Raw genomic sequence first — 16059 nt, 5'->3', positions numbered from 1 at the left:
CTGTGCTGCGCGAGGCACTGCGCAACTACGCCGAGGCTAAGAACCGACACGACGTCGAAGCGATCGTGGCCGCATACGCACCCGACGGCAGCTACCAAGACTCTGGGGTTCGCCAGCCGGTCACCGGCCACGCGCAATTGCGCAAGTTCTACGCGGCCTTCTTCCAATCAGTGCCTGATTACCAGGGCCACTTCGATGGGACGGCATTCGGCGACGACACGGCCGTGGTGTGGGGGCGCATGACCGGGACGGTGGGGAACAATCTCCTCGGCCTGACCACTGATCCCGGCAGCCGCATCGATGTCCCCGTCACGTTCGTGTGCACCTTCCGCGGCGGACAGCTCACCAGCGACTGCGGCTACTTCGATACCAGGATCCTTCATCACCAAGTTGGTTTCGCCGGGCCGGCTGCTGCGCTGGAGCCGCCGGTGTCAACGGTCGCATCCTTCGTCGCGGGTTGGGCCCGATTCTGGGCTGCGCCCACCGACACCACCCGCGTTCACGGCCTCGTCACCGACGATGTTGCGCTGCACTGGCCGGGAATTGCCGAACCATTGCGCGGACGCAATGCCTATGTCGCCCAACTGGCCGCCGCGGTCAAGCACGTTCCGGACCTGACGTTATCGGTCGCCGACTACGCGCACCGCGGCAACGTCCTCCTGATCGCGTGGGAAGGCCGTGGAACGGTGGATGGTTCGGTACGGCGCTGGTGCGGTGCCGACCGGTTCCGGCTTCGAGACGGCCAAAGCGCCGAGACGACGGTCGTATTCGATACGAGGGGCATGACGCCCAGCCGCAAGCGGCACCTAATTCCGGCCAAACCATAACTGAGGAGGCAGTTTTCGTGCGCGCAATCATCCAACATGAGTGGGACGGCCCCGCCTCCCTGCGGTTAGCGGAGGCCCCCGAACCGCAGCCGGCCCCGACCGAGGTGAAAGTCCGCGTTCACGCCGCTGGTGTTAACCCAGTGGACTACTACACAAGTGGAGGTCGGGCATATAACCGGGTGCTCAATCTGCCGTTCATTCACGGCTGGGACGTCGCAGGGGTAATCGAGGAGGTCGGCTACGGCGTCAACCGATTCAATGTCGGCGATCGGGTTTTCGGAATGCCGTGGTTCCCGCGCCAAGCGGGCGGATACGCCGAGTTCGTCACCGGGCCGTCACGGCACTTCGCGGCTATGCCCGCCGGGTTGGACTTCACCGAAGCAGCCGCCCTGCCGCTCGCGGGGCTCACCGCATGGCAGATGCTTGTCGACGTCGCCCACGTTGCGCCCGGCCAGCGCGTGCTGATAGCTGGCGCCGCTGGGGGAGTCGGGCATTTGGCGGTCCAGATCGCCAAGGCGCACGGCGCTTACGTCATTGGGACCGCCCGCGCCGCCAAACACCGCTTCCTTGCCGAGCTGGGTGTTGACCAGGCGTTGGATTACACCGTAACGCCGGTCCACGAGGTAGTCGGTGATGTTGACGTGGTGATCCAGATGTTCGGTGGTGATGCTGGTGTCGAGGCATTGGGATGTCTTCGTCCCGGGGGGATTCTGGTCAGCGCTCAAGCCGCCTGGACGCCAGGCCTGCACGAGCGTGCGAAAGAGCTCGGAGTTCACGCCTACGACTACCTGGTCGAGCCCGACGCGGCCGGCCTCCGGGGCATCGCGCAGCTCGTCGAATGCGGAAAATTGCGGGTGCATATCGCCGAGCGGCTCCCGCTAGCCGACGCGGCGCGTGCCCTGACCATCAGCAGCCAGGGCCGCACCAGCGGCAAGATCATTCTCACCGTGGTGTGAACGAACCGGACGTGGGCCCCATGACTTCTCTTGCATCTCACCGGCAACTGCACGATCCAGGTGGGAAAGGCGCATTGCGTGTCGGGATCGTGGCGCTGCTTGCCGCTGACCAATGGCCGGGTACCGAACCTGACCAACTCGCCCGCATGGTGCGCACCATCGAGGATCTCGGCTTCGACTCGCTATGGGCCAACGACTCACTGATTGGCCCACGTATCGAAGCGTTGACATTTCTCGCGGCTGCCGCTTCGGTGACTGAGCGGGTGACACTTGGCACCGCTGCGCTTCTTCCTGCGTTGCGCAGACCTGTACAAGCCGCGCAAGCGCTAGCCTCCATCGATCGATTGGCGCAGGGCCGCCTCGTCGTAGCTGTCGGTGCCGGCTTTCCGGGGATATCGGAGACCGAATACGCGGTGTCGGAAGTGTCATGGCGACGGCGCTCCAGGCGGCTCGACGAGACTGTTGCGCTCTGGCGACAGCTATGGGCCGGGGCAGGGCCGAGCGCGTTTCACGGCGATACGATCGCCCTGAGTGACATTCCTTCTGGGATAAGGCCGTTCAACCCTGCCGGGCCGCCGGTCTGGCTTGCCGGCGACACGCCGCGCGCCCGCGCTCGCGCGGGGGCGGCATATGACGGTTGGCTGCCCTACCCGCCGACGCCGTCGGGTTTCGCGACGGGTCTAGGTGACGTTCGCGCCGCAGCCAAGCTGGCTGGGCGGCCGACTGACGCCGTCACCCCAGCCCTTTTTGTGACGGTCCTTGTAACGGACTCGCCAGATGGCGGTCGATCCGAACTTGATCGGTTCACCACCGCAACGTATGGATTTCCGCTTGCGGCCGTCGAGAGTCTCCAGGCCTTCGCCGCCGGGTCCGCTGAGGCGGTTGCGGCCAAGCTGGCGAACTACATCGATGCCGGAGTGCGCCACTTGGTCTGCCGTATCGGGGTGCTCACGCAGGATGGGTTCCGGGTGCAGCTCGAACGACTTCGAGATGTGAAGGATCGCTTGGAGGAGGCGTCCCGTGCTTACCCGTGAGCGCACGACGGTCGGCCTGCTCCGCGAGTACCAGAACTTCTCGGATTTGTTGGCCAGGCTCGATATGTCGATGTGGACCCGAGCCACCCGCTGCGCCGGTTGGCAGGTGCGCGACGTCGCCGCCCATGTTGTGGGTCAGGCGATCGACACCGTCACGGGCGCAAGCGGTACGCGAAGCGCCGATGAACAGGCGGCGTCGCTGCGCGCCCAACCGCCCAACGACCTTGCCGCCCAGATGCGGCAGATCGGAGAGTCGACGGCAGGGCTGTTGACCGCGTTCGGCGACGACATGTGGGTCCGACCCAGTCCAGCACCGCGTTTCACTGTTGGCCGGGCAATACATGCTCTATTGATGGACGCGTACGTGCACGCCGACGACATCCGCGACGCCATCAATCAGCCATCAGATCTACGCGAAGGACTTTATGACAGCCTTGATTTCGTCCTCGACATCCTAAGCCGCGATCCCATCATCGCAGCCGACTCGCACGTAGTCCGCCTGCTTGCGATACCGGCCGCGGCATTCCCGAAGGAAAGCGGAATCGACGCCCACAAATTCCTTCTCGCTGCTACAGGGCGACGCGACCCACGGATGCTGGGTCTTCCCGAAACAGTGAATATCTTTCGCGCGTGACTGGAGCGTGCCCGCAGCTCAGTAACGGGCTTTTCCGAAATGGCGTGCAGCCCTGGGTGAGTAGTCCTGACGAGCCGCGCTTAGGCCGTCCGCGGTCTGCGAGGTTCGGCTAGTCGTCTGCAGGTTGATTCCTGCGAGCATCCCAAATTCTTTGTGTGTGCTCACCGATCGATCGGTGATGGATTTCCTGAAAGTTCCGTCCACCGCGCCGGAATGTGGCAATGACCGCGGACGGCACCTCCTGCTCAGGCGTCGGTGCCGACAGCCACTCGCACGGTCTTACGTGCACCAAATCCACTGCGGCGGCCGCTTCGCCGGCGTCATAGAAGTACGGCCCGCAGATGCGGCCCAACCAGAACCACCCGTCGGTGTCGCGGCTCCACACAAACGAGCCGTCATCGAGGTCGGCGAATCGGCCGACCCGACGGACAAGCCGTTCCTGTTCGCCCGAGCGATCCACGTATTGCCCGAAGCCGCACAGGCCGAGCCGTCGAGCGCGGTCGATGGCAGCTTGCGGCTCGACGGCATCGTTGCGGGAACGCATCGGCGCGCGGTGGACGGCGACCATGACAAACATCGTGCCCTGATTACCGCCGGCAACCCCCAGGCGTGCGCCGATCGCCAAGCGCCGATGCTCGATGCGCTAGGACCGAAGTGGCTGCATCGGGGCGAACCCAGATGTGGCGGCGCTTACGGCGCCGTTAGCTCTTCCAGACGACCTTGTCGATGCCGGCGGCATCCCGGTAGACAACGCTGTCCGGCGCCGTGCCGCCTCGAACGTCGAAGTAGAGCCGCCCGGTCGCCTGGGCGCCCGGCGCGATCGGCTGGTTCGGCAGGCCGTCTACTTCATGCCCTTTCATGACCGCGTAGGTCGAGCTGTTGACGGCACGCGCGTTGAAGTCGGCAATGACCGGAGTCGCATTACCGCGCACACCTGTGGCCGTGACGTCGGAGTACCAGATGCCATCGTTGTGGCCGCTGGGCTGCAAGTTGTTCACGGTGTAGTTGATGGCTTCTGCGCCGTTTGCGCTTGGAATCTCTGCGGATTGGCCAAACGCTACGACTTGCGGATCCGCCAGCGCCGGCGACGCCATCAGAATTCCCGCCGTCGCGATGCCGGCGGCGGCCGCCGTCGTCTTCATGGCAACCTTGGAGAGCATCATGGCAAAACCCCTTCCCTAGGTCCCTGCGGTCAAGAAGCGCTAGCCGCTTGCTCGACATACCGGGAGGTATCCAGACTCGCCGGTTTCAAACCTGCTCGGGCGAGGTCAGAGGGTGAATCGTTCTAGCCTTTCGGACTCAGGACGACCACCGGGATGGGTCGTGACGTCCGCTTCTGATACTCCACGTAGCGGTTTTGGTTGTTGTTGTTGACGATCTGCCATAGCCGCGGGTAGTCGGGGTCATCGGGCAGCACCGGTCGCGCGGTGACGGCGAAACGCCGTGGTCCGACGTTGATCTCGACGTCGGGGTTGGCTTTCAGGTTGTGGTACCAGCCGGGGGCTTCGGGGGCGCCGCCCTTGGAGGCGACGACCAGATACTTGTCACCGTCGCGGGCATAGGTCAGCGACGTCGTGCGTCGTTTACCGGTCTTCGCGCCGACGGTATGCAGCAGCAGGCTCGGTATCCACAGCGCGCGGTGACCGATCCAGCCATTCGTCTTCTGATACACCGTGTCGTGCACTCGCAGCAGCTGCGGAAGCACCTTTTCCTCCACGAAACTCATAGCTGTCAGTTTCGCTCGGCGGCGCCGGTATTTGCCAGGGGGTTCCTCGAAGCGGGAGGCAATTCGGACGTATATCCGCACATGGCCGCGGAGATAGCTATAGTCACCTCGGACTGAAGGGGCGGTTGGGGTCAAGGGGGGTCAGACGGTAATTGGCGCAGATACTGACATAGCTGCCCCGTCGCGATTTCGCATGTATCTACCATTCTCGAGAGTTGCCCTTCACCCAGTTGGTGACGATGGCAGACGTTGAGAGCGTCAGCCCCGTCACGCAAGCGCGGGGCCTGCGTCCGCCGAAGCCGGCATTTCGCCAAGACCTCGAAGGCCTGCGTGCCGTCGCGGTGTTGGCCGTCGTGCTCTTTCATGCCGGCGTGCCCGGTGTGGGCGGTGGGTTCACCGGCGTCGACGTGTTCTTCGTCATCTCGGGATTCCTCATCACCGGAATGCTTTACCGCGAGGTAAGCACTGCAGGCACCGTCCGGCTGGGCCGCTTCTACGGGGCGCGAGCCCGCCGGCTGCTGCCGGCATCGGCTGCGGTGGGCGTTGTCACCGCGATCGCCTCGGCGATCCTGTTGCCCCCGTTGCAAGCCGAGGGCGTCATCGGTGACGGCATCGCCAGCGCGCTGTACATCGGCAACTACTGGTTCGTCTTCCACGGCATCGACTACCAACTTGCCTACACGCCGCCGTCGCCGTTCCAGCACTACTGGTCCCTGGGCGTCGAGGAGCAGTTCTACCTGGTGTGGCCGGCCGTCATCATCGGTACGGCCTGGGCCACCCGGCGGCGGCGTCGGCGCGCCGCGGGCGTGTCGTCCGAGCGTCCTTATCTCCTGGTCCTTGCGCTGGTCGCGGTCCTGTCGTTTGCCGCGTCACTGCTGGCCACCCCGATCGTGCCTTCCGTCGCGTTCTTTTCACTGCCCACCCGGGCGTGGGAGTTGGCCGTGGGCGGCCTGGTGGCCCTGACGACCACCCAGTGGCGCCGGCTGGCGGCGCTGCCCGCCGCGATCGCGGGATGGGCGGGCCTGGCACTGATCCTGCTGGGTTGCACGGTCTTGAGCGTGATGACGCCCTACCCGGGCACGGCCGCCCTGCTGCCCGTGCTCGGCACCGCACTCGTGATCGGCGCGGGCTGTGTCCACCCCACCCGAGGGTGCGGGCACCTTTTGGCGTGGTCGCCGATCGGAGCCATCGGCCGAATTTCGTATTCGTGGTATCTCTGGCACTGGCCCGTGTTGTTGCTCGCGCCGCCGTTGCTGGGCCATCCGCTGGGACTGGTGGGCAGGCTGGCGACGGTCGCGATATCCGGCGGTCTGGCCGTGCTCACCCTGCGCTTCATCGAAAACCCGCTCCGCTTCGCCCCTTTCGTGCGCCGGTCCGCGTTCCGCAGCCTGTTGCTCGGTGGCGGTGCGACCGCGGTGGCGGTATGCGTGGGCGCGGCGTTGTTGGTGGCGATCCCCGCCCCCGTCGGTCACGGTGCCCCGGCGGCGGCGCTGAAAGTCACCGGGCCGATACCACCGGCGGGTGACAGCCTCGACGCGTACGACGCGGCGGTGCAGTACGCGTTTGCGCAAGTGCAGACGATGGTCGCGGTATCCGCCGATCTCAAGGCAGTCCCGTCGAATCTCGACCCATCGATCGGCGCTGCTTCAGCCGAAAACCCGATCGCCTACTTCAAGGGCTGCTTGCGCAATTTTTTGGAGGCCGATCAGCCCGAGTGCATCAGCGGCGACAGGGCGTCAAAGACCGGCGTCGCCCTGGTCGGTGACTCGACCGCAGCGATGTGGATCCCTGCATTCCAGCAGGTCACCGGGCGGCGGCACTGGCGGCTGGAGGCCCTGACCAAAGGCGGCTGCCCGATGCTGGACCTGCCCATCATCAACCCGTTCCTGCGCCGGGAATTCACCGAGTGCGACAAGTGGCGCGATCTGGTCGTCGCCCGCCTGCGCAACCAGCATCCACAGTTGGTCGTGTTGAGCCTGTGGCGCAAATACGGTGACCGTTACGACTTTCCGGCCGGTGTCACGTCATACGACTCGGCCTGGCTCGGCAGCCTGACCCGACTCGTCCAGCAGCTGCGCGGTACCGGTGCCAAGGTGCTGGTGCTCGGGCCGGCCCCGGATCCGCACGCATTGGTGCCGACCTGCCTGTCCGGTCACCTCGATGACGCGACGGCCTGCGCGCCGCCGAGATCGACGGCGGTGAACGATCCGGGCATCGCCGCCGAGGCGGCGGCCACCAAAGCCGGCGGCGGACAGTACGCCGACCTCACCGAGCTGTTCTGCACCTTGGACCGGTGCCCGGTCATCGTCGGCAACACCGTGGTGTTCCACGACGCCAACCATCTGACGTTCGAATACGCCCGGGAACTGGCGCCGGTGATGGGCGCGCTGGCCGATCGCGCGCTGCTCCCCGGCTGAGCTTTGCGACGATCCTCACCGGAACCGTTCAGCCGGTGCGCTCATGTTCGCTACCCTTAACTCGATCATCAGTTGCCTGGGAAGTTGAGGCCACGAAATGGCTGAAAGACCCAAGGCTCGCCCCCGGGCGCCGGGACCGAGCGACATCGTCGCGGAGTTGGCTGCCGCCGGATTCGACAACGCGCGCCAGATCGCTCGAGGCGCCGCCGGCGTGGTGTATCGCTGTCGCGAGACTGCGCTCGGTCGCAACGTCGCCATCAAGGTGTTGCCGACCTTCGGCGACGACGAGAGTCGCGAACGATTTCTCCGCGAGGGCTACGCCATGGGCGGCCTGTCGGGCCATCCGAACATCGTCAACATTCTGCGCGTCGGCGTCACCGCGGGCGGCCGGCCTTATATCGTGATGTCGTACTGCGCCGCCGGTTCCCTGGGCCTGCGGGTGCAGCGAGAGGGGCCGATCGCCTGGCCCGAAGCGATGCGGATCGGTGTGAAATTGTGCGGGGCGCTCGAAACCGCTCACCTGACAGGAACTTTGCACCGCGATATCAAGCCCGCGAACGTTCTCGTCAACGACTACGGCGAACCGCAGCTCACCGATTTCGGGACGGCGCACGTCGCTGGAGGCTATGAAACGGCGTCCGGGTTGTTTTCCGGCACAGTCGATTTCCTCGCGCCCGAGGTCATGACCGGCGATCCGGCGACGGTCGAGACCGATGTTTACTCGCTCGGTGCCACGCTCTATGCGCTCATCGCCGGCAACGCCGCATACGAGCGCCGCAGCGGCGAAGACCTCCTCGCGCAGTACACCCGGATCAAAAGCACGCGGGTCCCGGACCTGCGCCCCAATGGGATCCCCGACGCGGTCTGTTCGGCGATCGAAAAAGCGATGCGGTTCGATCCCGCCGAACGGCCGGCGTCAGCGGCGGAGTTCGGCCGCGAATTGCAGGAGAGCCTGCGCCGCAACGGATTAAAGCCCGATTCCATGGCGATTACCGCCGCGGGTGCGGGTTCGGGGCGCATCGCGCGGCCGGTGCCGAGACCGCCGAGGATCGCCAAACCGGGCCCACGGATCGCCGGCCCGGAAAGTGCCACCTCGCTGATGAATGCGCTGGGAGATCGCACCACCTCGACGCCACCGCATCCGCCGTCACGGCCGCCCGGTCGCCCGCAGCCGGGCCGCGCACCCGCTGTCTCGCGCGGCCCAAACACGTCCGAGCCCACCCAGATGATCCCCGAACAGACAAGTGTCACCGACGCGATCGCGCCGACGAGTTCTGCCGACCGTGTTCCGGATACGCCGCGCGGATTGGCGACCGGCGCGGTGGCGTGGCCGAAACCGTCGAAAGCGAAGCGAAGCCGCGCCACCGCGGCGCTGATCGCCGTCGCGATCGTGGTGGCCGTGTTGGTGCTGGGCAGCGGCGTCTACGTGCTGCTGACGCACGGCAAGCGGCACCCCCAGGCCGCCGCGAGCCCGCCGAGCCAGGCGTCGGTGAAGTGGCAGCCGATCACGAACGCGCGCATCGCACGCGACGCGGCGGCAACCACCCAGGCCGACGGCACGATCTGGATATTCGGCGGAATCGGCAGCAACCACGCCGTCGTCGCAAACCACGAGGGGTATGACCCCGTCATCGACAGCTGGAAGAGCGGCGACGATCTCCCGGTCCCGGTTCAACAGGCCATGGCCGTGACGTGGCAGGGAAACCCGATCGTGCTCGGCGGCTGGCGCGCCGCGGGCGCGCAAAAGGTTGCCAGCGACCAGGTTTGGCGCGTGGTCAACAGTCACTGGGTGGAGCTGCCCCACCTGTTGCAGCCCCGCGCGGCAGCGGCGGCGGCCGTGGTGGGTGACCGCATCATCGTCACCGGCGGCGTCGACGCCAACGGAGCGCTGCTGAACTCCACCGAGATCTTCGACGGCAACGCCTGGACCCTCGGCACCCCCATCCCGACCCCGCGACAGATGCTGGCCGCGGCCTCGGACGGGAAACTGGTGTACACGGTCGGCGGGACCAACGGGAACGCCGACCTGGTAGCGGTCGAGGCGTACGACCCGGCCGCGAAAACCTGGACGAAATTGCCCGACCTTCCCCAGCCTCGCAGTGACCTTGGCGTGGCGATCGCGGACCGGCGCCTGGTCGCCGCCGGGGGTCAGTCGGCGGGGCAAGTCCTCAAGAGCGTGGCGGTGTTCGATCTGTCGACGAAGACGTGGGATGGCTTGCCGGACATGGGGACTGCGCGCCACGGCATGGCGGTCGATGCGGTGGGGAAGTCCATCTACGCCGTCGGGGGGTCGACGGCCGTCGGTGACGACCAGGTGACCGCGACGGCCGAGGCGTTACAGCTGCCGCCACGCCTGGCCCAGCCGGCCGCGCAGTGGCGTTCGCTACCGGACGCGCCCACACCCCGGCTGATGACGGCGTGGACCGTGCTGGGCGACAAGATCTGGATCATGGGCGGACTGCGCGACGGAGTCGCACTTCAGACGGTCGAGAGTTACGACCCGCGCACCGGCGCCTGGCAAGCCCAACCCCCGCTGCCCGTCCCGCTCCACCACGCCGCCGCGGCCACGTATCGCAACGAGGTGGTGGTCCTCGGCGGCGCCAGCGGCGACCTCACGCAGGCGTCCACCAAGGTGTTCGCGTTGCGCGGCGGCAATTGGGTGGAGCTGGCCGGCCTCAGCCACGCGCGGGCGGCACCGGCGGCCGCGGTGGTCGGTGACAAGCTCGTCGTCGCCGGCGGACAGAACGCCAAGCAGCTCGTCGGCCAGACCGAGGTCTTCGACGGCAGCTCGTGGCGCGACGCGGCCAACATGCCCACCCCGCGCGAACACTTGGCCGCGGCGTCCGACGGCACCTACATGTACGCGGTCGGCGGGAGGTTCCTGTCCGCCGACAAGAATTCCGCGGCGTTCGAACGGTTCGATCCCCAAGCAGGGACCTGGACCAAGTTGGTCGACATGCCAACTCCGCGTGGAAGTTACGGCGCCGCGTTCATCGATGGCCGAATCGTGGCGGTCGGTGGTGAGGAACCAACCCAGGTGTTGGGAGTCGCAGAAATGTACGACATCGCAAATGCGAAGTGGTCCACGCTGCCCCCGCTGCCGACGCCGCGTCACGCTGAGGCGGTCGCGGCGGTGGGCAACACCGTGTACTGCATTGGCGGTGCAAACCGGCCCACCCATGAGGGCCCCGTCGCGACGGTCGAGGCTTTGGACTTCGTCTAGCGACGGATCAATGGCGCTTGAGCCGGCTGCGCCACCCCACGATTCCCGCGTACACGACCGTCAGCAACACCAGCATGCCGACGTCGAACAGCCATGTCCCCGCCGTGTGTTTAAAGTGGCGGTCTTTCGGGGCGAGCGGCCCGGGCTCGATCGTCCACAAGTCGACCGTCGAAGCCTGCGCCGCATACCCCCAACGGGAGGGGACCGCCCAGGACATCTGATCCAGCCCGATCCGGTCGGTGACCGGGACCATCCCACCGCAGAGCACCAGCTGCAACATGAGCGACACCACCAGGAGCGGCATGATCTGCTCGTTCGAGCGCGCCAGCGAGGACAGGACCAGGCCGATCATCGCCGCGGCCACGCACATGGCGGCGGTGGCGACGTACAGCTCGAGTGTGGCGCTGCCAAGGAGCAGGGCCGGCCGGGTCGGCGCGCCTTTCCCCAGAATGGTGATGGTGGTCGCGATCGTCGACTGGACGATGGCGAACACAAAGAAGACCGCCATCTTCGCGAGCAGATAGGCCTTGGTCGACAGGCCGACCGCCTGTTCGCGGCGAAAGATCGGGCGCTCGCCGATAAGATCGCGGATCGTCAGCGCGGTGCCCATGAAGACGGCGGCCATGGTCAGCAACATCAACACCGATCCGGGCTCGTCGGACCCGTCGCCGTTCGGATCGGCCACGCGGAATCCCGTCGAGCCGGGAACGGTCAGCGCCAGCGCGCCCATCACGAACGGCAGCAGCGCCAGGAAGATGAAGTAGGCGCGATCGGCGACGATCAGCCGGACCTGGCGGCGGGCGATCGTCGAGAATTGACGCCAGGTGCTGGAGCGCGCCGGAGCGCCGAGATCGGCCGGCTTGTCCGCGTCGGATACAGGAGGCGGCGGTTTGGCTTGGGCCAGGAATCGACGGTTGGCTTCGTCGGGGTCCGCGCCCACCATTCCAAAGATCTTGGCCCAGTTGGTGGTTCCCATGGTCGCTTCGATGTCGCCGGGTGGACCGCAGTAGGCGGTCTTGCCGCCCGGCGCCATCAGCAACACCTGGTCGCACAGATCGAGGTAGCTCAGCGAGTGCGTCACCACCAGCACGACGCGGCCGGCGTCGGCCAGCTGCCGAAGCATCGTCATGACCTGCAGGTCCAATGCGGGGTCCAGGCCCGACGTGGGCTCGTCGAGGATCAGCAGCGACGGCCCGGTGAGCAGTTCCAGGGCCACCGAGGCGCGCTTGCGCTGCCCGCCGGACAGCTTGTCGACTCGCGTGTCGGCGTGCTTGGTCAAGCCGAGTTCCTCGATGACCTGCGCGACGACCTGTGCGCGGTCGGACTTGCTGGTGTCGGTCGGCAGCCGCAACTCGGCCGCGTAGTTCAGCGCCTGGGTCACCGTGAGCTGGCGGTGCACGACGTCGTCTTGGGGCACCATCCCGATCCGGCTGCGCAACGACGCGAACTGGGCGTGGATGTCGTGGCCCTCGAACGTGATCGAGCCCGAGGTCGGACAAGTGGCGCCGGCGATCAGCCGGGACAACGTGCTCTTGCCCGCTCCCGACCCACCGATGAGCGCGGTCAGCGTCCCGGGCCGCGCCGTCAGGGACACCTTTTGGATCAGCCGCTTGTTGTCGACGTGAAAGTCGACCTCCCGCACTTCCAGCCCGCCGGTGCGGGTGGCCGCTTCGGCGCGGCGCAGCAGGATTTCACCGTTGAAAACCAGGTCGACGTTGCCGATCGTGACCACGTCACCCTCGGTGAGCGGTGCCGACAAGATGCGGGTGCCGTTGACGAAAGTCCCGTTGATGCTTTGCGCGTCGTGGATCTCCATGCCGGTGGGGCCCGGCACCAAGTAGGCATGATGGCGCGACGCCAAGACGTCCGAGATGACGATGTCGCTGTCTTCCGCGCGGCCGATGACCGCCGCCCCCGCGGGGGGCGCCCCGAGCCTCGAACGTGACCGCTGCACGGCGCGCCGCAGGTTGGCGCTGTCGAAGCCCGAGGCTTCAAGGGTCTGTGCCCCGATCTCGGTGAGCGGCTGGAGCCCCGCCGGCTGCGGCGCCGGGTGGGGAGCGCGCGGGGGCTGGCCGGCGGGCGGGTAGCGCGGCGGGGCGGGTTGCGGTCGCGCGATGCGGGGCGGCGGGACGCCGGGCCGCCGTGGCGGTTCCGGACGGGCGGTCTTCGGGGCGCCCGGCGGCGCGATCACCGGCACCGCCTCCAGGGTGGGCGGTAGTTGGCCCACCGCCCCGTCGTGCCGGCCGATCCCAAAGCTCAGACGCGGCCCGTCGGGCCGGGCGAGGTTGAGGCTCTGGCGATCGTGGATGTCGACGGCCCGTACCCGGTGACCATTGACGAAAATGCCGGAGGGCGAACCGTTGTCGATCGCGATCCATTTGGCCCCGTCGAAGCGCAGCAGGAGGTGGGCGCGGGCGATCAGCGGATGGGCGACGCGCATGTCGGCGCGGAGGTCACTTCCGACCACGATGTCGTGGCCCGGCGCGAAACTGCGCTGTGACCACTCCGATTGAACCGTCAGCACGGGCGGTGCAGGCCTACTCATCACCTAAGTATTGGACTCGCCGCCAGCAAACGCTCACTTTTTCGCTTTATAGGTGCAGACGGCCGGTTTTGCCGCCTCAGCTTCGCGCGGTGTTCTCGGTGATGATGTCGCACGCCGTCTCGTAGAACGCGCTGATCAACGTGGAGAACGAGAGCTGGAAGGGATGGATCATGTAGACGTCAAGCTGCTCGAGGCGCCATTCGGGCAGCACCGGCACGATGCTGCCGTCCCGCAACTCGGAGGTGACGATGATCTGGCTCGGCATCGCACCGACACCGAGCCCGTTCAGGATGTACTGCTTGCACACCTGAAAATTGTTGGCTCGCGCCCGAACCGTCGGCGAGAGCTCATGGCGCCGCTTGTTCTTGGCGACGGTGAGCCTGCGCGGTCCCTCGCTGACTCCGCAGTCGATGAACGGCACGGTATCCAATTGGGTGGGAGCGGTGATGGGTTCGGGTAGTTCCCGTATGAACTCCGGTGATGCACAAAGGAACAGTTCGAGGCTGAAGACCTTGCGCGCGATCAGCGTCGAGTCCTGCAGCGGCCCCGTGCCGAAAACCACGTCGAACCCGTCGTGGACGGGATGAACGACGTTGTCCACCAAGCGGATATCCAGCCGCGACTGGGGATATTGCTTCAGGAATTTGGCGCCGACTCGCGATGCGTAGTCGATGCCGACAAAGACCGGGATGGCAACGCGCAATTCACCCTGCGGCTCGAGCTTGCTACCTTCCACCAGCGCCCGCACCCCGTTGGCCTCGGCCAAGATGTTCACGCCGTGGCTGTAGATCTTCTCGCCAAGGTCGGTGACGGTGAGCTGGTGCGTGTTCTTGCGCAGCAGCTTGATCCCGAGGTCCGCCTCGAGCTTGCTGAGCTTACGGCTGACGGTGGACTTGGGCATGCCCAGCAGCGCGGCCGCCTTCGACAGGCTGCGGCACTCGACCACCTTGCCGAATACGAGCAAGGCATCGAGGTCGAACGGCAGGTTCTGCTCCACGTGGTGTTCCAAAATTGCAACAGGGTGTTGCAATTGAAGGCCTATTTGCGCATTTGGTCAAGTGCTACCTTCGGCCGAGAGACGGAGGAGGGCCCGATGAGTCAGGACGTCTTGGTGACGAAGCCGTCGAGCGGGCACTGGACGGACGCCTATCCCGAATTGGGCCGTGGCCCAGTGTCACTCGAGGACTGCGTCTCAACCGAGTTCTACGAGAAGGAACGCGAGCACGTTTTCAAGAAGACCTGGCTCTACGTCGGACGGGTTGAGCGGGTGCCGAAGTCGGGAAGCTACTTCACCCGCGAGCTGAGATTCCTCGACACGTCGATCATCATCGTTCGCGGCAAGGACGACGTGATCCGCGCTTTCCACAACATCTGTCCGCACCGCGGCAACAAGATGCTGTGGGAAGACGACCCGTTCGAAGAGGTGCAAGGTCGCGCCCCGGTGCTGTACTGCCGATTCCACGGCTGGCGCTACAAGTTGGACGGTTCGCTGCACGCGGCCACCCGCAAGGATCTGCTGCTCGACTTCGACGCCGAGAGCTGCCGGGTGCCGGCGATCCAATGCGAGGTGTGGGAGGGGTTCATCTTCGTCAACCTCGACCCGCACAACACCGAGCCGCTGCGGTCCTACCTCGGCGAGCTGGCCCACGGCATCGAAGGCTATCCGTTTGCGGGGCCACACAAGGTGTATCGGTTCAAAGTCGAATTGCAGTGCAACTGGAAGATTTTCGTCGACGGATTCGCCGAAAGTTACCACGGGCCGTATCTGCACGCGTCCTCGTTCGGCGCCCTCACCGCGGAGGCGCGAGACGCCTTCGACCAGCCGAACCCGTTCACCGACGCGCTGGCCTACCGGCTCAAGGGTCCGCACCGGATGTTTTCCTTCGCCGGCGAGCCGTCGCAGAAGACGCCGTACTCCAAGCCCATTGAATGCGTGATGGAGGCGAGCGCGGCCGGGCCGTGGAACAAGCGGACCGATCGCGGCCCGATGCCGCCCGGGCTCAATCCGACTCGTTCGGAAAAGTACGGCTTCGATTCGTTCCAGTTCTTCCCCAACTTCGTGCTGATCTTCGGTTCGTCCGGTTTCAGTACGCACACGCACTGGCCGACGGGCCCGCACTCGCACATCTTCGAAGTCGAGATGTTCTACCAGCCGCCCAAGACGCACAAAGAACGGCTGGGCCAAGAGCTCACCGTTACCTTCCTCAACGACATCATCCTGGAAGACGCGAGCCCGTCGGAAGGGTTGCAGGCGATGCTGAACAGCGGTGCGCTCACGCATTTCACGATGAATGACGAGGAGATCCTGCTGCGTCACCTGCACAAGGTGGTGGGCGATTATGTGGCGGCCGGCGAGAAGGCGAAGGCCGGCCGATGAACGCCCTTTTGCCGCACGAGTTCTCGCAACTCGAGCACCTGGTGCCCGAATGGGCCATCGAGGATGGGCATGAGCGCTACGTGAAGCGTGTGAACAGCTCCATGGCCGAGATACAGGCGTTCTACGACGAGGTTTTTCCGCACGCCGAGGACGCGGTCGCCTACATCGACAAGTTCGACTATGCCGAGCCGCTGCCCGAGGACGTCGCGAACCTGCGCAATCTGCTGTACTCGCTGATCACGGTCTCGTTGGCGGTGGAGCTGTGGAGGCAGCCGCGGGTAAAGCATTCGGCGAAGACCATTCTCACGAGATTGAGCTGA

The 16059-nt window shown here is 66.0% G+C and carries 13 protein-coding genes; 8 read left to right on the top strand and 5 right to left on the bottom strand.

The genetic code is table 11. From position 1 onward, the window contains the following. Positions 1 to 2: 2 nt before the first annotated feature. The 4 genes from OCQ_RS19330 to OCQ_RS19315 are packed head-to-tail and all read left to right on the top strand — an operon-like array spanning position 3 to position 3451. A complete protein-coding gene (locus OCQ_RS19330; protein WP_014385560.1) occupies positions 3 to 827 on the top strand; it encodes a nuclear transport factor 2 family protein in 825 nt (274 codons plus the stop codon). Between the two features lie 17 nt (positions 828 to 844). After that, complete coding sequence (locus OCQ_RS19325) at positions 845 to 1783, top strand: NADP-dependent oxidoreductase (RefSeq protein ID WP_041785151.1); 939 nt, start codon at positions 845 to 847, stop codon at positions 1781 to 1783. Positions 1784 to 1803: 20 nt separating this feature from the next. Further along, positions 1804 to 2817, top strand: coding sequence for an LLM class flavin-dependent oxidoreductase (locus OCQ_RS19320; RefSeq protein WP_232065618.1), 1014 nt, complete (start codon positions 1804 to 1806; stop codon positions 2815 to 2817). Further along, entirely contained in the window at positions 2804 to 3451 is a 648-nt protein-coding gene (locus tag OCQ_RS19315) for a maleylpyruvate isomerase family mycothiol-dependent enzyme (protein WP_014385557.1), read from the top strand. The genes OCQ_RS19320 and OCQ_RS19315 overlap by 14 nt, the downstream gene beginning before the upstream one ends. Positions 3452 to 3560: 109 nt before the next feature. Here the strand turns inward: OCQ_RS19315 and OCQ_RS19310 are convergent, their stop codons facing one another. The 3 genes from OCQ_RS19310 to OCQ_RS19300 all read right to left on the bottom strand — a co-directional run bounded on the left by OCQ_RS19310 (position 3561) and on the right by OCQ_RS19300 (position 5177). Beyond that, complete coding sequence (locus tag OCQ_RS19310) at positions 3561 to 4019, bottom strand: GAF domain-containing protein (RefSeq protein ID WP_080588074.1); 459 nt, start codon at positions 4017 to 4019, stop codon at positions 3561 to 3563. Positions 4020 to 4152: 133 nt separating this feature from the next. Then, positions 4153 to 4614, bottom strand: a complete 462-nt coding sequence (locus OCQ_RS19305; RefSeq protein ID WP_014385555.1) for a DUF1942 domain-containing protein — start codon at positions 4612 to 4614, stop codon at positions 4153 to 4155. A 122-nt stretch (positions 4615 to 4736) separates the two neighbouring features. Beyond that, complete coding sequence (locus OCQ_RS19300; RefSeq protein ID WP_009954255.1) at positions 4737 to 5177, bottom strand: nitroreductase family deazaflavin-dependent oxidoreductase; 441 nt, start codon at positions 5175 to 5177, stop codon at positions 4737 to 4739. Positions 5178 to 5392: 215 nt separating this feature from the next. On the opposite strand from OCQ_RS19300, the gene OCQ_RS19295 reads away from it, so the two are divergent. Continuing rightward, complete coding sequence (locus tag OCQ_RS19295) at positions 5393 to 7594, top strand: acyltransferase family protein (RefSeq protein WP_014385554.1); 2202 nt, start codon at positions 5393 to 5395, stop codon at positions 7592 to 7594. A gap of 97 nt (positions 7595 to 7691) precedes the next feature. Beyond that, entirely contained in the window at positions 7692 to 10817 is a 3126-nt protein-coding gene (locus OCQ_RS19290) for a Kelch repeat-containing protein (protein ID WP_014385553.1), read from the top strand. Positions 10818 to 10824: 7 nt separating this feature from the next. Here OCQ_RS19290 and OCQ_RS19285 read toward each other — a convergent pair whose 3' ends face one another. Next, positions 10825 to 13362, bottom strand: a complete 2538-nt coding sequence (locus tag OCQ_RS19285) for an ATP-binding cassette domain-containing protein (protein ID WP_036389977.1) — start codon at positions 13360 to 13362, stop codon at positions 10825 to 10827. Positions 13363 to 13438: 76 nt separating this feature from the next. Further along, entirely contained in the window at positions 13439 to 14359 is a 921-nt protein-coding gene (locus OCQ_RS19280; protein WP_014380835.1) for a LysR family transcriptional regulator, read from the bottom strand. A 96-nt stretch (positions 14360 to 14455) separates the two neighbouring features. On the opposite strand from OCQ_RS19280, the gene OCQ_RS19275 reads away from it, so the two are divergent. After that, positions 14456 to 15739, top strand: a complete 1284-nt coding sequence (locus tag OCQ_RS19275) for an aromatic ring-hydroxylating oxygenase subunit alpha (protein ID WP_014385552.1) — start codon at positions 14456 to 14458, stop codon at positions 15737 to 15739. Beyond that, positions 15736 to 16059 carry a hypothetical protein gene (locus OCQ_RS19270; protein ID WP_014380833.1) on the top strand — a complete coding sequence of 108 codons (324 nt, stop codon included), beginning with the start codon at positions 15736 to 15738 and terminating at the stop codon, positions 16057 to 16059. Before OCQ_RS19275 ends, OCQ_RS19270 begins: the two co-directional genes overlap by 4 nt.

Origin of the sequence: Mycobacterium paraintracellulare (assembly GCF_000276825.1) — a bacterium.
Classification (GTDB): Bacteria; Actinomycetota; Actinomycetes; order Mycobacteriales; family Mycobacteriaceae; genus Mycobacterium; species Mycobacterium intracellulare.
The sequence above is the reverse complement of the archived record's forward strand: the minus strand, read 5'-3'. Positions and strand labels throughout refer to the sequence as shown.

Excerpts from the sequence above, each read along its gene's own strand:
- OCQ_RS19285 (WP_036389977.1), bottom strand. The coding sequence starts at position 13,362 with ATGAGTAGGCCTGCACCGCCCGTGCTGACGGTTCAATCGGAGTGGTCA.
- OCQ_RS19270 (WP_014380833.1), top strand. The coding sequence starts at position 15,736 with ATGAACGCCCTTTTGCCGCACGAGTTCTCGCAACTCGAGCACCTGGTG.
- OCQ_RS19275 (WP_014385552.1), top strand. The coding sequence starts at position 14,456 with ATGAGTCAGGACGTCTTGGTGACGAAGCCGTCGAGCGGGCACTGGACG.
- OCQ_RS19290 (WP_014385553.1), top strand. The coding sequence starts at position 7,692 with ATGGCTGAAAGACCCAAGGCTCGCCCCCGGGCGCCGGGACCGAGCGAC.
- OCQ_RS19305 (WP_014385555.1), bottom strand. The coding sequence starts at position 4,614 with ATGATGCTCTCCAAGGTTGCCATGAAGACGACGGCGGCCGCCGCCGGC.
- OCQ_RS19320 (WP_232065618.1), top strand. The coding sequence starts at position 1,804 with ATGACTTCTCTTGCATCTCACCGGCAACTGCACGATCCAGGTGGGAAA.
- OCQ_RS19300 (WP_009954255.1), bottom strand. The coding sequence starts at position 5,177 with ATGAGTTTCGTGGAGGAAAAGGTGCTTCCGCAGCTGCTGCGAGTGCAC.
- OCQ_RS19310 (WP_080588074.1), bottom strand. The coding sequence starts at position 4,019 with ATGGTCGCCGTCCACCGCGCGCCGATGCGTTCCCGCAACGATGCCGTC.